We start from the raw sequence: 15,342 nt of genomic DNA, 5'->3' as shown, positions 1-15,342 counted from the left end.
GGCGGCGTTCGGGTCAGGCGCCCTCGGCGGGCCCGGCCGTCGTGCCGGGAGGCGCCAGCGCGAGCGCTCCGGCGAGCGCCCCGAGCACGACGGCGCCACGCAGGTGGCCCCAGCGGTTCCCCTCCGCGACGCGACGCTCCCCGCGCCGGTAGAGCCACTTCTCGGCCGCGACGAGGAACGCCGTCGAGACCCCCGCCGTCGCCGCGGCGAGACCGCCGAGGACGAGGCGCTCCTGCGGTGTGCGACGCCCCAGCTGCTCCCGCAGCACCTCGATCCCCTCGCTCTCCTCCTCCGTGCGGGTCCGGCGGAAGTCGTCGAACGAGACGGCGGCGAGCCCCGCGACGATCGCGGTCTTGGCGGCGGCACGGGCCGGGCGGCGGTCGATCAGGTCGGGAACGGCGTAGTAGACGGTGGTGCCGACGGCGGTGAGCGCGGCGGTCCGGAGGCGGGCTGCGTTGAGTGTCGTCATCCCTCGACGATGCCACGAGTGCGCGGTCAGGCGCCCGTCAGGCGCCCGTCAGGCGGAGGACCTGGGCGCGACGGCGGTGGCGCAGCGCCAGGCCGCCGGCCGCCAGGAGGGCGGTGGCCGCGGCGACCAGGCCGAGCGCGTCGACGCCGGTCGCGCCGAGGGCGCCGCCCGCGCCGCCGCCCGCACCCAAGCCGCCGCCGCTGGGTCCTCCCGGTCCACCCGGACCCGGGGGCAGCGCGCCGCCCGTCCCGGTGTCGGTCGGCGACGGCTCGGCCGGCGGTGACGTCGTCGTCGGCGGGTCCGTGGGCTCGGGGTCGCCCCCGGCCAGCGCGACCTGCGTCAGGAAGACGTCGGTCAGGCCGAGGTTGACCCCGCCGTCGACCGCGCCGAACGTGATCCCCTGGACCCAGGCGCTCGCGCCGTCGTCGGCGACGGAGGCGAACACGTTGGCCTCGTCCCACTCGTCGGCCCCGTCGCGCTGGGGGGACCCGAGCTGCTGCGCGGCACCGGGCTCACCGCTCGCCGAGAGCGGCAGCACGACGACGTCGACCCCGCCCGCGGGCACGTCCCACGCGCCGTCGGAGTGCCCGATCAGGACCACGCCGCCGTCGGCCCCTGGCACGAGCGCGGCGCCGCGGTCGTCACCGGCCGTGCCGACCTGCCGGGTCCAGAGCGTCTCGCCGCCGGACGTCAGCGCGATCGCCACGAGGTCGGACGCGCCCGCCGACGTCGCGCCGGGCAGGGCGCCGCCCGCGTACCCGGCGGCCACCACGCCGTCGGGCGTCCGCACGAGCGCCTGCAGCTGGTCGGAGCCGTCGGTGCCGATCTGGTGCAGCCAGAGGCGCACCCCCGCGGGCGAGAAGCCCGCCACCCAGGCGTCGAGCCCGCCGGCGGGCGTGCCGCCCGGCATCGCGCCGGTGGTGCTGCCCGCGACGACCACGGTGCCGTCGGCCGCCGTCGTCACCGCGTAGGCCTTGTCCTCGCCCGCGCCGCCGACGCCGGCCGTCCAGACGACCTCGCCGTCACCGTCCACGTGCACGAGCGCCGCGTCCTTGTCGCCGGCCGGGGCGTGCGCCGGGCCGGCCTGGCCCGCCGCGGGCGGCAGCGTGCCGGACGCGTACCCCGCGAGATAGGCGCCGCCGTCGCCGTCCGGGGTGATCGCGTAGGCGCGGTCCGCCGCGGCCCGGTCGCCGACCGTCCGCGTCCACAGCGTCTCGCCGTCGCCGGAGATCCGGGTGAGGAGCACGTCGTCGGTCGCCGCGCGCGTGAAGCCGCCGACGAGCACGCCGCCCGCGCCGTCGCTCACGACGCCGTAGGCCCGGTCGTTGGCCGGGCCGGCGATCGCCGTCCGCCACACGACCTCGCCGGAGGTGTCGAGGCGCTGCACGACGACGTCGAGCGCGCCCGCACTCGTGTGGCCCATCCCGGAGGCGGCGAGGTTCGTGGCCGTGATCGCGTGGCCGTCGGGCAGCGCGAGCACGCCTCCGGCGTAGTCCTGGCCCTCGGAGCCGACCTGCGTGCCGGGGAAGGCGGGCGGCGGCGCGGTGCGCAGGCGCGGGCCGATGTCGCGCATGCCCTCCTCGAAGCCGCGGCCCCAGACGCCCCAGTCGTGGCCGCCGTCGTAGACGCGCAGCTCGGAGGTGAGGCCGGGCACGCGCTTGGCGGCGTTGTAGAGCGTGGCGGCCTCGTGATCGAGGTCGTGGATCGCGTCCTCGGGCAGCGGGTTGGCCCACTCGTCGTCGCCGACGGCGATGAACAGGTGGAGCGGCGAGGACTCGTCCAGCGCGGCGAACGTGCTCGGGTAGGCGAGCTCGGTGTAGCGCGCCTCGTCGAAGAGGGCGTTTCCGACGCCGTACGCGCCGAACTCGCGCGTGGAGGAGTCCAGTGGCGGCGTCGGGACGTACACGGCAGGGCTCAGGATCAGGCCGGCCGAGAACAGGTCCTGGTGCGCGGTGGCGTAGCGCAGCGCGCCCGCGCCACCCATCGAGTAGCCGCCGACGGCGCGCGCGCCCGGGTCGTCGACCGTGGCGTAGGTGGTGTCCACGTGCTCGATCAGGTCGGTGGTGAAGGCCGTCTCGACGGCGGCGCCGGGGCCTCCGCCGTCGTCACCGGTGTAGAGGGAGTCGACGTAGTAGCCGCCGCGCATCGACCACGGGGCGTCCGGCATCACGACGACGAGCGGCGGGATCGCGCCCTCCTCGATGAGTCGGTCCAGCGTCGGGGTGACCTGGGGCCAGGCGGCCATCGTGTCGCCGCGGCCGTGCAGGAGGTACAGGGAGGGGTAGTCGGCCGCGGGGTCGTAGCCCGGCGGTAGGTACACCGTGTAGTCGATCGAGCCGACGGCGTCCGACGGCGCCGTCGCCGTCTGCACGGTGCCGGCGGCCGGCGCGGCCTGGGCGGGGAGGGCGGCGACGACGCCGCCGGCGAGCGCGAGGCCCGCGCCGGCGGCGCCGACGGCGGCGCGGCGCAGGAGGTCTCGAGGGGAGGGAGAACGGTCGGACACGATGACTCCTTCGTCAGTGGTCCGCCGAGGGCGATCCCTCCGTCGTGAGGGCGAGGCAGGGAGGGGCGCCCTCACGGCGGATGGGTCGTCCTCAGCGTGGGGGTGGGGTGCTGGTGGTGCTGGTGCTGCTGCTGGTCGTGGTGGAGCGGCGGAGGATCCGGGTGGCCCGGCCGCGCATGGCGGGGTCGACCATCGCGCCGTCCGGCAGGCGGGTGACGGCACCGCGGGAGGCGTCCAGGGCGGTCACGACGGCGGTGGCCCAGGCGACCTCGTCCTCGGCCGGCGCGAACACCTCGGCGATCACGGGCAGCTGGCTGGGGTGAATCGCCACCCGGCCGCTCGCGCCGAGCGCTCGGCCGCGCGCGGTGTCGGCGCGGAGCCCGTCGAGGTCGCGGATCGCCGGGTAGGCGGACAGCATCGGGGCGTCGAGACCGGCCGCGCGCGCGGCGAACAGGAGCCGGATCCGCGCGTAGGTGATCGCGGGCTCGGCGTCGGGGCCCGCGCCGGTGCCGAGGTCGCTGCGGAGGTCGGACTCGCCGAGCGCGAGCCGTGTCACGGCGTCGTGCGCCGCGATCGCGACGGCGTGCTCGACCCCGCGGGCCGTCTCGAGGATCGGCGTGACCGGGTGGTGCCCGACGGCGCGGGCGACGGCGTCGAGCTCGCCGGTCGTCTCCACCTTCGGGAGGCGGATCTCGACGGCGGGCGGCAGGTCCGCGAGGGCGGCCAGGTCGGCGTCGTGCCAGGGGGTGCCGGCGGCGTTGACGCGGACCTGGAGGACCGGGGGCGTCGCGGCGCCGACGACGCCGTCGTCGGCGTCGCCGTCGCTCTCGAGCAGCGCGCGCACCCAGGCGACGACGGCGTCGAGCGCGTCCTCCTTCGCCTCCGGCGCGACCGCGTCCTCGAGGTCGAGGATGAGCAGCTCGGTGCCCGTGGCCAGCGCCTTGTCGAACCGGTCGGGGCGGCTGCCGGGCACGTACAGCCCGGTGACCGGCGGGAGGGCGCTCACACCGACCCCGCCCCGCGCAGCGCCGCGATCTCGTCGGCGGAGTAGCCGAGCTCCGCGAGCACGGCGTCGGTGTCGGCGCCGGGCGCGCGCCCGGTGTGCGCGATGACGCCCGCGTCACGCGACAGCCGGAACAGCGGGCCCTGCATCGCGATCTCGCCCAGGTTTGGATCCTCGAGCGTGCGGATCGTGCCGAGCGCGGCGAACTGGGGGTCGACGGCGATGTCGGACGCGTCGTAGATCGGCGCGATCGCGGCCTGGGCCTCCTCGAAGGCCGCGACGACCTCCGCGCGCGGCCGCGCCGCGATCCACGACCCGACCGCCTCGTCGAGCTCGTCGGCGTGCTCGGCCCGCGTGGAACCGGCGGCGAACCACGGCTGCTGCGCGAGGTCGGGGCGACCCACGAGCGTCATGACGCGCTCCGCGATCGACTGCGCCGACGTCGACACCGCCACCCACGAGCCGTCGGCCGTGGCGTAGGTGTTGCGCGGCGCGTTGTTGGAGGAGCGGTTGCCCGTGCGCGCCTGCACGGTGCCGAGCTGCTGGAACCGGCTGATCTGCGGTCCGAGCAGCGCGAGGATCGGCTCGACGATCGCGAGGTCCACGACCTGCCCGAGCCCCGTCCGCTCGCGCGAGTGGAGCGCGACCATGACGGCGAAGGCGGTCGCGAGCGACGCGATCCCGTCCGCGAGCCCGAACGGCGGCAGCGTCGGCGGCCCGTCCGCCTCGCCGGTCATGGCGGCGAACCCGCTCATCGCCTCCGCGAGCGTGCCGAACCCGGGCCGGCGGCGGTACGGCCCGATCTGCCCGAACCCGGTGACGCGCGCGAGCACCAGCCCGGGGTTGTCGGCGCTCAGCGCCTCGTACCCCAGCCCCCAGCGCTCCAGCGTGTCGGGGCGGAAGTTCTCGATCACGACGTCGGCGCTCGCGGCCAGCCGCCGGAACGCCTCGGCCCCGCCCTCGCTGCCGAGGTCGAGCTGGACCGTGCGCTTGTTGCGCCCGAGCGTGGCCCACCACAGGTTGTGACCGTCGCGCGAGGGACCGTGGCCGCGCGACGGGTCGGGCCGGCGCGGGTGCTCGACCTTGATCACCTCGGCGCCCATGTCGCCCAGGTGCATCGCGGCCATCGGGCCCGCGAACAGGGTCGAGGCGTCGATGACACGGAGGCCAGCGAGAGCTCCGCTGCCCTCCAATGTGCTGCCCTCCGGTGTGCTGCTCTCCGTCATGATGCTCCCTCGGTGTCCCAGCAGATCCGGAAGCCGATGCTCGGCGACCGCTCGATCCCGAGCCCCGGCACCAGGAACTTCAGCGTGAACTCGGGTGGACGGACGCCGCCGTCGGTGTACCAGTCCGAGCCCTCGCTGACGTGGTCGCTGCCGCCCTTGAGCATGACGAACCGGGTGCGGCCGTCGGTGTGCTCGCTCTCCGTCCAGCTCCACACCGCGGGGGCGCGGCGCTCGAAACCTTGCAGCGACGCCGCGAGCTGCCACTCGTCCTCGGTCGGCAGGCGCGCGCCGCACCAGGCGGCGTAGGCGCGGGTGTCGGCGAGGTTCACGCCGGTGACCGGGGCGTCCGGCCCGCGGCGCTCGGTACGGAAGCGGTGCGCGACGGCGGGGACGTAGCCGGTCGCGTCGACGAACGCGTCGAACTCCGCCTCGCTCACCTCACGGGCGGCGACGGCGACCGGGTGCGCGAGCGTCGCGACGCGTTCGAGCGTGCGGGAGTCGTGCAGCCGGGGTGGCAGCGGCTTCCACTCGTCCACGTACGGGGCGCCGTCGTACATCCCGGTCTCGCGCTGCCGGAACCGCACGGTCAGCACGTGCTCGCCCGGGGGCACGACGACGACCGTCGCGTCCGCGGGCGCCCCGCCCCGCGAGGGGGCACCGGCGGTGCGGACCGCGCGCCGGTGGCCGAAGGAGGCGTCGCCGTCGTGATCCGGCGTGGTCGCCCGGATCGCGGCGAGCTCGGCCTGCAGCGATGCGAGATCCGGCGGCGCGACCCCCGGTGGCACGTGCACCGCTGCCGCGATCGAGCGCGCGGGCACGGTCACCTCGAGGGTGCCGGTCTCGCCGTCGGCCAGCTCCAGCTCGACGCCGTCGTGCAGCGCGAGCCAGCGTCCGGGGGCGTCGGCCGGGAGGGCGAGGACGTGGTCGACGTCGGACCGGCTCGCCAGCGTCCACAGGCGGAGATCGTCCGTCTCGTAGAGCGAACCGAAGATGCCCTGCCCGGGGGCCTCGGGGCCCAGGTCGGTCAGCGGGGTCCAGTCACCCCGGTGCAGCACGTCCGCCAGCGCGCGCTGGACGGGCAGCATGCGCCGCAGGGTCGAGGCGTCGCGCGGGTTCCAGCCCACCCAGACGCCGAAGACCACCTCCCAGACCATGACCCCGACGCCGTTGAGCCAGGCCGACGTGAGCTCCTCGGCGTGGTCACGGTTCCAGCGCCGCACGTGGTGCTGCAGGTGCCGGCGCTCGAGCCAGTGGGCGCGCAGCACGCCGGGGACGGGGGAGTCGGCGAACCACTGGGCCCACGACGTCGCGTGGTCGGCGATCCGCTCGGTCGCGAGCTTGGACTCGCCCTCGAGCGCGATGCCGGGGCGCGCCGCCTCGAGCGTGGCGACCAGCTCGGGGTCGGCCTTGCGCAGCGTGTCGAGGAAGACGCCGTCGGCGCCGAGCCGGCGGATGGTCGCGGCCAGCTCCTCGGCGTCGGTGCCGGCGGCCCGACGTGTTCCGGTGTCCCACGGGTTGTAGTCGACGAAGACGGCGACGCCCGCGGCCTGCAGCGCGGCAGCGGCCTCCGCCAGTCCAGGGACGTCGTAGAAGTCCCACTGGTTGCGGTCGTCGATGCCGATGACCGGGTACGCGTGCCAGAGCACGAGGCCGTCGAGACCGCCGAGGCGCTCGCGCGCGTCGGCCAGGAGGCGCTCGGGCGTGAAGCGCTGAGCAGCTGAGTCGAAGAACAGCTCGTCCCACAGCCACACCTGCGCCACCGCGAAGCAGCGCGAGGACCACGCGGTCTCGGGCCGGTCGTAGCGGGCGCCGAGGTCGGGATGGCGCGCCAGGACGCCGTCGCGCCAGGTGCGCAGCTGCTCGCGCCAGCGCGGCCGGTCGGCAGGATCGTCGGGCCCGGCGAGGATCTTGGCGTCCTCGAGCGCGACGGCGGCCTCGCCGTCGGAGAGGTCGGCGTCCAGCGGCAGCACCGACCACCGGTCGATCTCGCGCGGCACGAGCGGATCGAACCCGCCGCTCATCGCTGCGCCCCCTCGACGAGGGTCGCGACGTCCGCCGTCGTCGGCATCGCGTCGGCGGCGCCGGGGCGCTGGACGGCGAGCGCGCCGGCGGCGCCGCCCCACCGGGTGGCGGTGACGAGGTCGTCGCCCGCGGCGAGCCGCGCCGCGAGGACGCCGCAGAAGCAGTCGCCCGCCCCGGTCGTGTCGACGGCGGTGACGGGGTTGCCGCGCACGTGGGTGCGCAGGCCGTCCTCGACGACGAGCGCGCCGGCCGCGCCGAGCGTGACGACCAGTGCCGGGACGCGCCGAGACAGGACCGCCACGGCGTCGTCCACCTGGGCCTCGCCCGTGAGGTCGCGCGCCTCGTGCTCGTTGACCACGAGCACGTCGAGGTGCGGCCAGAGCTCGTCGGGCAGCGGGGCCGACGGCGCCGCGTTCAGCACGAACCGGCGCGCCGCGCGGGCGGCCGCCAGCACCGTGGCCATCGGGATCTCCAGGCACGCGAGCACGACGGCGGCGCTCCTGACCACGGCGAGCTCGCCGTCGGTGAGGTCCAGCAGGACCGCGTTCGCGCCGGGGACGACGACGATCGAGTTCTCCGCGTCGTCGGACACCGTGATGAGGGCTGAGCCGCTCGGGACGCCGTCCAGCCGGCGCACGTGGTCGGTGCCGACCCCCGCGCCGGTGAGCGAGGCGAGCAGGAGGTCCGCCTCGCCGTCGTGACCGAGCGCGGCGACGAACGCCACCTCCGCCCCGCCGGAACGCGCGGCGCCGACGGCCTGGTTCGCGCCCTTGCCGCCGGGGCTGCGCACGATGCCGCTGGCCAGGATCGTCTCGCCAGGGCCGGGGATGCGCGCGACGCGCAGCGTGGTGTCGAGATTGGCGCTCCCGACGACGGTGACGGTGCCTGCGGTGCTCATGAGGTGAACCTCTCGGCGAGGGTGTGGGCGGCCGTGGCGAGGTCCTCGACGCTGCGGACGGCGCCGCCGGGCATCGAGGTCGCGATCGTGCCGTGCAGGGGGTCGGTCCAGGTCGGGTCCAACCCGGCGGAGGCGCCGCCGGCGAGCGCGCCGAGCACGGACCCCACCGTCGCGCCGGCCGAGTCGGTGTCCCAGCCGCCGACGACGGCGGTGCACGCCCCGGCCGCGACGTCGCCGTCCGACGACGCGATCGCGTACGCGACGAGGGCGGCGTTGTTGAGCGTGTGGACCCAGTGCAGGTGGCCGAGCTCGGCGTGCAGCACGTCGAGGGCCTCGGCCTGCGGGCGGCCCGTCGCGGCGAGCTCGCGGCCCAGCGCGATCGCCGCGGCGAGCCGGCTGCGCGGCGGGACCACGGTGTCGGCGGCGTCGAGGACGGCGGCGGTCCCGCCGTCGGGCCGGTCGGAGGGGGAGGGGAGCGCGACGGCGGCCGAGCACAGCGCCGCCGCCCACATCGCGCCGTAGAGGCCGTTGCGGGTGTGGCTGAGGCGGGCGTCGGTCCAGGCGAGGCGGGCTGCGGCGAGCGGGTCGCCAGGGTGGGCCCAGCCGTAGGCGTCCGTGCGGATGAGCGCGCCGATCCACTCGCGGAACGGGTTGAGGTGCGTGGCGGTCTCGGGGATCGGGCGGCCGTCGAGCAGGTTGCGGTACGCGGCACGCTCGGCCGTGAAGACGCGGCCGCCGGGGAGGTTGTCGAGCCAGCCCTGCGCCACCTGGTCGGTGGTGAGGCCCGGGCCGTGGGTGGCGAGGAGGTGCAGCGCGAGGATCGGGAAGTTGAGGTCGTCGTCCTCCGGGGCGCCGTCGATGTTCTCCGCGAGCGACGTCGGGGCGCTGCGCCGGTTCCACGGCCACTCCTGGGCGACGTCGCCGGGCAGCCCGACGGCCGTGAACCAGGTGGTCAGCGGCCAGCGGTCGGTGGCGCGCAGGATCGTCTCGATGCCGTCGCGTGGGATCTTCTCCACCGGCTTGCCGAGGACGCAGCCGACGGCGCGGCCCGTCCAGGCTCCGCGGTAGCGGTCGACGTCGGGGGTGGCGGTGAGGAGGGCGGTGGTCGTGGGGGCGGTGGTGGCGGGCAGCAGCGCCGCGATCGCGTCCCAGTCGTCGGGCTCGTCCGGGCTGACGGGCTGCAGCGTCGCCGCCTCCGCGAGCAGGTCACGGGCGAGCGCCCGCAGCTCGGGCGTGGCCGGGACGGGTCCCGCGCCGGTGCGCGGCGCGGCGGGATCGCCGCCGGCCGCGACCCAGCGCGCGCGGACGCCGTCGACCGCCCCCCGGTCGGCCCCCTGCTCGATCAGAGCCACGAGCTCGTGGGGCAGCAGGTCCTCGGGCTGGGCCCAGGTCAGTCGCATCGGTTCCGTCTCTCCAGTCATCTGCGAGGGGTTTCTGCACCACCGGCGAGGGGCTTGCGCACCACCGGCGAGGGGTTTCTGGTCAAGCGGCGAGGGGCTTCGGTACAGCGGCGAGGGGTTTGCGCACCGTCGCGAGGCCCTTCGGGTGCGATCGCGAGGCCGTTGCGGCGTCGTCGCGTGACCCGAAGGGCCTCGCGAGGTGACCCGAAGGGCCTCGCGAACGCACCGGAAGGGCCTCGCGAATGCACGAGGACGTCAGTCGTCGAGCAGCGAGGTGGTCGCCGCCGCCCGGGCCGAGGCGGCCTCGGCGTCGGCCGTCAGCACGTCGCGCACGACGCCGGTCATCACCTCGGCGACCGCGTCCAGATCGATCCGGCTCGCGGTGGCGATGTCCGTCCGCCAGTCGGCGGGCACCGAGTCGAGCCCGTTCAGGCCACCGCAGATCGCGCCCGCCATCGTGGCGATCGAGTCGGAGTCGCGACCGTAGTTGACCGCGCCCAGCACGGCGGCGCGCGTGTCGCCGTCGTGAGCCAGGACGAAGCCCAGCGCCGCGGGGAGCTCCTCGATCGACTTCGTGCGCGAGGGCAGCCGGGCGTCCATCGCCGGCTTGCGGTACTCGGGACCGACCGTGTCGTAGGGCGCGACGGCGTCCCGGATCGTCCGCCGCACGTCCGCGGTGGACGGGGAGGGCGACGTCGCGAGCAGCTCGCGCACCGCCGTCGTCACCGCCTCGATCGCGGCCCGGGTGCCGTCCTTGGCGACGGCGAGCGACGCCTCGAGCACCGTCTCGACGCTCGCGTCGGGGCTCATCGACGCGGCCACGCCCGCCGCGAACACGCCCGCGGCCTCCCGGCCGTAGGAGACCTGGTGGGCCCCGGCGATCTCGATCGCCTCGCGGTAGGCGGCGCGGGGGTCGCCCGCGTTCACCAGCCCGACCGGCGCCATGTACATGGTCGCGCCGCAGTTGACGATGTTGCCGACGCCCGCCTCGCGGGGGTCCACGTGCCCGTAGTGCAGGCGGGCGACGATCCACTTCTCGGCGAGGAAGACGCGCTGCAGGATGAGCGCCTCCTGCTCGAGCTCGGGGATCCAGCGCGGCTCGCCGATCATCAGCGGGACGAGGTCCTCGGCGACGGCGTACGCGTCCAGGTGGGCTCGGCGGTGGGCGTACACCTCGACCAGCGCGTGCGTCATGAGGGTGTCGTCCGTGACGTGCCCGTCGCCCTTGTGGTAAGGCGCGATCGGCCGCGCGGTGCGCCAGTCCGGGTAGTACGGGGGCACGATCCCGGTGACCTCACCGCCGTGCCGCTCCGCGATCTGCTCGGGGGTCCAGCCCTCCGTCGCGCCGCCCAGCGCATCTCCCACGGCGGCGCCGGCGAGAACGCCCGCGACCCTGTCAGCCAGCCGACTCATCAGGTGATTCCTTCTCTCGGTGGTTCGGTCGTTCGAGGGGACCGTCCGGGGTGCGCGCCTGCACGCGGCACCCCGGACGGGGTGCTTGCCGGTGGTGCGTCAGCGGTTGACCTGGGCCCAGCCGTCGGTCATCTCCGCCTTCAGCGCGTCGACGTCGATCTCGCCGGCGAGGTAGCGCTGCAGGGCCGGGGTCGCCACGGTCTCGTTCCACTGCTGGTAGAGGTCGACCTTGAGGAACGCCGGGGCGGTGAGGTTGTCACCGGAGGCGAGGATCTGGTCCCAGCCGGTGAGGCCCTCGGTCGTGGTGGCGAGCGCCTCGCGCGCCTGCTCCGACGTCGGGATCAGGGCGTCCGCGTAGTTGAGCGCGGCGAGGTTCTCCGGCTGCATGAGGAACTCGATGAACTGCGCCGACTCCTCGACGTGCTCGGAGTCGACGTTGACCGAGAGCGTCTGCGGGTTGGCCGACTGAGCGGCGCTCGCGGAACCCTCGAGCGGGGGAAGCACGGTCCAGTTGAAGCCCTCGGGGGCGTCGGCGGCGATGTTCGTCGCCTGGAAGCTGCCCTGGACGGTCATCGCGACCTGGCCGCCGTAGAACGACGGCAGGACCTCGCCGCCGGACTGCGTGAGCGAGACGGGCTGCAGCGACATGTCCGTGTAGGCCATCTCGTGCATCTGGGTCGGGACGGCGAGCTCGGCGTCGCCGACCTCGATCTCCGCCTCGGTGCCCTCGCCCGAGAAGAACGTGCCGTCGTTGCCCAGACCGAGCGACATCACGGTCGCGGTCGGGTTCTTCAGGCCCCAACCGAGGCCGTAGACGCCGTCCTTGGTCGTCGCCCTGGCGATCTCGCGCAGCTCCTCCCACGTCATCGTGTCGCCCGTGGGGATCTCGACGCCGGCGGCCTCGAGGAGGTCGGTGTTCGCGAACACCATGTACGACTGCATCATCGTCGGGTAGCCGATGATCGCGTCGTCGACCGTGACGGACTCCCAGACGCCCTCGCTGATCCCGGACCTGAGGTCCTCGGAGATGAGGTCCGTCAGGTCGGCGATGTAGCCGTCGACGGCGAACGGACGGATGCCCGCGGCCTCGAAGTGGATGATGTCGGGGGCGGAGCCACCCGTGAACTGCGTGACGAGCTTGTCGTAGACGCCGTCCCAGGCTGCGGGGACGATCTCCACCTGGATGTCGGGGTTGGCCGTGTTCCACTCGTCGACGAGACGCTCGGTCTCGGCGATCGTGGCCTCCTGGCCGGCGAGCGACTGGAAGGTCAGGTTGACGGTCTCGCCGCTGCCCCCGCCGTCGGCGGAGGTGGTGTCCTCGCCGTCGGCCGGCGACTCGCTGTCCCCGGCCGTGCTGCTGCCCTGCTGGCAGGAGGCGAGGACGAGGGTGAGCGCGAACGCTCCGGCGACGACGGCGGCGCCTCGGTTCCTTCTCATGGTGGTGCCTTTCTCGATGGTGTGGTGGTGACGGTGGACGTGGGGGAGGTCAGCCCTTGACGGCGCCGGCGAGCGAACCGCTCGTGAGGCGCTTCTGCAGGAGACCGAAGATGACGAGCGAGGGGATCGTGGCGAGCACGGCGCCGGCGGCCAGCGGCCCGAGCGCCGTCTGGCCCTCGAGGCCGATGAACATCCGCAGCGTGAGCGGCAGCGTGTACAGCTCGGGCGACTGGATGAGCACGAGGGCGAGGAAGAACTCGTTCCACGCCGCGACGAAGGTGAACATCGCCGTCGCGACCAGACCGGGCATGAGCAGCGGGAAGACGATGAGGCGGAGCACGGTGAAGCGCTTCGCGCCGTCCATCGCGCCGGCCTCCTCGAGATCGCGGGGGATCGCCGCCACGTAGCCCTGCAGCATCCACAGCGTGAAGGGGAGGGTGAACGTGACGTAGACGAGGATCAGGCCGAACATCGTGTCGTTGAGCTGCAGCGTCCGCAGCACCATGAACAGCGGGATGATCAGCAGGATCGCCGGGAAGACCTGGCTGATGAGGATCCAGGCGGTGCCGGCGGCCCGCAGCTTCCCCTGGAACCGCGCGAGCGCGTAGGCGGCCGGCATCGAGATCAGGGTGGTGATCACCATCGTCACGACCGAGACGAACAGCGAGTTCCCGGCCGAGCGGATCAGGTTCTGGCGCTCGAGGGCCTGCGGGTAGTTGCCCCACGCGAAGGTGTCCGGGATGAGGTTGACCGCGAGCGAGTTGATCTCGCCCGAGGACTTGAGCGAGGTCGAGAGCAGCCACAGCAGCGGGAAGCCCAGGAAGATCAGGTAGGCAGCGAGGGCGACGTACTGGCCGAAGCGGACGACGGGGTTGCGCGTCTTCACGACTGGGCCGCCTTCCCGCGACGGAACTGGGCGAACAGGTAGGCCGACAGGACGATCACGACGGCGAGCACCATGACGTTGCCCATCGCGGCGGCGTAGCCGGTGTTCCGGTTCGTGAACGCCTCGAGGTACGTGAACAGCATCGGGAGCATGGTCCTGCCGCCCGGGCCGCCCTCCGTCAGGACGTAGACGAGGCCGAAGGAGTTGAAGCTCCAGATGAAGTCGAGCGAGGTGATAGCGAAGATCACCGGGCGCAGCGCCGGGAGCGTGATGTGCCAGAACCGGCGGAGCGCGGAGGCACCGTCGACGGCGGCGGCCTCGTGCTGCTCGGTCGGCACCTGCTGGAGGCCGGCCAGGAGGAGCACGGTCGACTGCGGGATGCCGCTCCAGACGGCCACGACGATGACGGCGGGCAGCGCGGTCGAGAAGTCGCCGAGCCAGTTCACGCCCTCGATCCCGAAGAACCCCAGACCCGCGTTGAGCGGCCCGGCGGTGGGGGAGTAGATGAGGCGCCAGACGATCGCGACGACGACGGGCGGCATCGCCCACGGGATCAGCGCCAGGACCCGGGTCACGCCCTTGAGACGGAGGTCGGCGTTGAGCAGGAGTGCGAGCCCGAGCGCCGCGAGCAGCGTCAGGACGGCGACGGACGCGGCCCAGATCAGACCGATCCGGAACGACTCCCAGAAGAACGTGTCCCCGATCAGGCGCTGGTAGTTCTCCAGACCCGTGAAGTCGTTCGTCGGGTTCCGCTTCAGCGTCGAGTTCGTGAAGCCGAGGTAGATGCCGGTGACCAGCGGGATGATCGAGAACACCAGGATCGGCAGCGTGGCCGGGACCACGAGCGCCAGGGCCTCGCGGCGCTGGGCGCGGCTGGCGGCGCCCTGACGCTTGGCGCGGCCCGGCGCGTCGCCCGGCGGCGACGCGGGTTCGGGGGTGGACGTGGGGGCGAGGGTCGTCATCGAATTCCTGCCGTGGTTGTGCTGGAGCCTCGCACCTGCAGCAGCGGGGGGACGCTGAGCACCTGCGGGGCTCGTGCCGGATCCTCGAGGCGGCGCATCAGCAGCTCGGCGGCGAGCTGCCCGCGACGACGCGAGGCGAGGCTGACGGACGTCAGCGACGGGTGGACGATCTCGGTGAGCGACGTGTCGTCGACACCGGTGACGGCGAGACGTCCGGGGACGTCGAGGCCGAGGTCGTGGGCGGCGTGCAGCGCGCCGATCGCGAGGAGGTCGTTGGCGGCCACGACGGCGTCCGGAGTGCCGGGGGAGGCGGCGAGCTCCGCCGTCGTGCTCCGGCCGGTGGGGTCGAGCAGGCGGTGCGCGGCCTCACGCCCCGCGGACATCGTGAAGTCGACGGCCTCGTGGGTGGAGGCCACGACGTCGGGGTGCGCGGCGACGGCCTCGTCGAACCCGCGCCGACGGGCGGCGCCCGGGGTGGTGTCGCCCGGGCCGTTGAGGAAGGCGATCCGGCGCCGGCCCTGCGCGTGCAGGTGCTCGACGGCGAGCGCGACCCCGAGCGCCGAGTCGGTCATCACCGTGTCGACCCCGGCGTGCTGGGGCAGGCGACCGATGACGACGACGGGCACGGGGGTCGCGGCGAGCTCGGCGAGCAGCTCCGGCGTGACGCGCAGCGGGGACAGGATGAGGCCGTCCGCGTAGCCGCGGCGGAGGTTGCGGATGAGGTCGAGCACGCTGTGGGGGCCGCTGGTGGCCCCGGTGCTGGTGACCTGGAGGCGGTAGCCGCCCGCGGCGACGACCTCCTGGACGCCCGTCATCATCTCGACGTAGACGGGGTTGCCGATGTCGTCGACGGCGAAGGTCAGCTGGCCGGTGCTGCCCATCTTCAGCGCGCGGGCGCTCGCATCGGGCACGTAGCCGAGGTCGTCGGCCGCGCGGCGGACCTTCTCCACGGTGGCCGGGCTGGCGACGAGGCCGTTGAGCGCGCGCGAGGCGGACGCGATGGACACGCCGGCGCGCTGCGCGACCTGCGTGAGGGTTGCCCGCTGGACCATGTGACCTCCTCGTCACCTCGTCGATGTGGAAACGTTTACACCGTCCCGCTGGAGACGTTTCCACATCGGAG

12 protein-coding genes are annotated in these 15,342 nt (G+C 74.3%); all 12 read right to left on the bottom strand.

What is annotated here, in order from left to right:
• Positions 1 to 13 precede the first annotated feature (13 nt).
• Complete coding sequence (locus C8046_RS09450) at positions 14 to 469, bottom strand: hypothetical protein (protein WP_109229221.1); 456 nt, start codon at positions 467 to 469, stop codon at positions 14 to 16.
• Positions 470 to 506: 37 nt separating this feature from the next.
• The gene (locus C8046_RS09445; RefSeq protein WP_109229220.1) at positions 507 to 2,972 is read right to left on the bottom strand and encodes an alpha/beta hydrolase-fold protein; all 2,466 of its coding nucleotides are present in this window, start codon (positions 2,970 to 2,972) and stop codon (positions 507 to 509) included.
• A 91-nt stretch (positions 2,973 to 3,063) separates the two neighbouring features.
• A complete protein-coding gene (locus tag C8046_RS09440) occupies positions 3,064 to 3,978 on the bottom strand; it encodes an HpcH/HpaI aldolase/citrate lyase family protein (protein WP_109229219.1) in 915 nt (304 codons plus the stop codon).
• A complete protein-coding gene (locus C8046_RS09435) occupies positions 3,975 to 5,201 on the bottom strand; it encodes a CaiB/BaiF CoA transferase family protein (protein ID WP_109229218.1) in 1,227 nt (408 codons plus the stop codon). The genes C8046_RS09440 and C8046_RS09435 overlap by 4 nt, the downstream gene beginning before the upstream one ends.
• Positions 5,198 to 7,222: an SUMF1/EgtB/PvdO family nonheme iron enzyme gene (locus C8046_RS09430; RefSeq protein WP_109229217.1), complete on the bottom strand. Its 2,025-nt coding sequence runs from the start codon at positions 7,220 to 7,222 to the stop codon at positions 5,198 to 5,200. Before C8046_RS09430 ends, C8046_RS09435 begins: the two co-directional genes overlap by 4 nt.
• Complete coding sequence (locus C8046_RS09425; RefSeq protein ID WP_109229216.1) at positions 7,219 to 8,121, bottom strand: ribokinase; 903 nt, start codon at positions 8,119 to 8,121, stop codon at positions 7,219 to 7,221. The genes C8046_RS09430 and C8046_RS09425 overlap by 4 nt, the downstream gene beginning before the upstream one ends.
• Positions 8,118 to 9,542: an ADP-ribosylglycohydrolase family protein gene (locus C8046_RS09420; protein WP_235866261.1), complete on the bottom strand. Its 1,425-nt coding sequence runs from the start codon at positions 9,540 to 9,542 to the stop codon at positions 8,118 to 8,120. The genes C8046_RS09425 and C8046_RS09420 overlap by 4 nt, the downstream gene beginning before the upstream one ends.
• A 234-nt stretch (positions 9,543 to 9,776) precedes the next feature.
• Positions 9,777 to 10,934: an ADP-ribosylglycohydrolase family protein gene (locus C8046_RS09415; RefSeq protein WP_109229214.1), complete on the bottom strand. Its 1,158-nt coding sequence runs from the start codon at positions 10,932 to 10,934 to the stop codon at positions 9,777 to 9,779.
• 99 nt (positions 10,935 to 11,033) lie between these two features.
• A complete protein-coding gene (locus tag C8046_RS09410) occupies positions 11,034 to 12,371 on the bottom strand; it encodes an ABC transporter substrate-binding protein (protein ID WP_109229213.1) in 1,338 nt (445 codons plus the stop codon).
• A gap of 49 nt (positions 12,372 to 12,420) precedes the next feature.
• Positions 12,421 to 13,257 (bottom strand): carbohydrate ABC transporter permease, encoded by an 837-nt coding sequence (locus tag C8046_RS09405; RefSeq protein ID WP_109229212.1) that lies wholly within the window; start codon positions 13,255 to 13,257, stop codon positions 12,421 to 12,423.
• Positions 13,254 to 14,219, bottom strand: coding sequence for a carbohydrate ABC transporter permease (locus tag C8046_RS09400; RefSeq protein WP_109229211.1), 966 nt, complete (start codon positions 14,217 to 14,219; stop codon positions 13,254 to 13,256). Before C8046_RS09400 ends, C8046_RS09405 begins: the two co-directional genes overlap by 4 nt.
• On the bottom strand, positions 14,216 to 15,271 hold the full coding sequence (locus C8046_RS09395; protein ID WP_109229210.1) for a LacI family DNA-binding transcriptional regulator: 1,056 nt from the start codon (positions 15,269 to 15,271) through the stop codon (positions 14,216 to 14,218). Before C8046_RS09395 ends, C8046_RS09400 begins: the two co-directional genes overlap by 4 nt.
• Between the last annotated feature and the right edge of the window lie 71 nt (positions 15,272 to 15,342).

Source organism: Serinibacter arcticus (assembly GCF_003121705.1).
Lineage (GTDB): Bacteria > Actinomycetota > Actinomycetes > Actinomycetales > Beutenbergiaceae > Litorihabitans.
This window is presented reverse-complemented; position numbering and strand designations above follow the sequence as displayed.

Excerpts from the sequence above, each read along its gene's own strand:
- C8046_RS09410 (WP_109229213.1), bottom strand. The coding sequence starts at position 12,371 with ATGAGAAGGAACCGAGGCGCCGCCGTCGTCGCCGGAGCGTTCGCGCTC.
- C8046_RS09430 (WP_109229217.1), bottom strand. The coding sequence starts at position 7,222 with ATGAGCGGCGGGTTCGATCCGCTCGTGCCGCGCGAGATCGACCGGTGG.
- C8046_RS09435 (WP_109229218.1), bottom strand. The coding sequence starts at position 5,201 with ATGACGGAGAGCAGCACACCGGAGGGCAGCACATTGGAGGGCAGCGGA.
- C8046_RS09415 (WP_109229214.1), bottom strand. The coding sequence starts at position 10,934 with ATGAGTCGGCTGGCTGACAGGGTCGCGGGCGTTCTCGCCGGCGCCGCC.
- C8046_RS09425 (WP_109229216.1), bottom strand. The coding sequence starts at position 8,121 with ATGAGCACCGCAGGCACCGTCACCGTCGTCGGGAGCGCCAATCTCGAC.
- C8046_RS09395 (WP_109229210.1), bottom strand. The coding sequence starts at position 15,271 with ATGGTCCAGCGGGCAACCCTCACGCAGGTCGCGCAGCGCGCCGGCGTG.
- C8046_RS09420 (WP_235866261.1), bottom strand. The coding sequence starts at position 9,542 with ATGACTGGAGAGACGGAACCGATGCGACTGACCTGGGCCCAGCCCGAG.
- C8046_RS09400 (WP_109229211.1), bottom strand. The coding sequence starts at position 14,219 with ATGACGACCCTCGCCCCCACGTCCACCCCCGAACCCGCGTCGCCGCCG.
- C8046_RS09450 (WP_109229221.1), bottom strand. The coding sequence starts at position 469 with ATGACGACACTCAACGCAGCCCGCCTCCGGACCGCCGCGCTCACCGCC.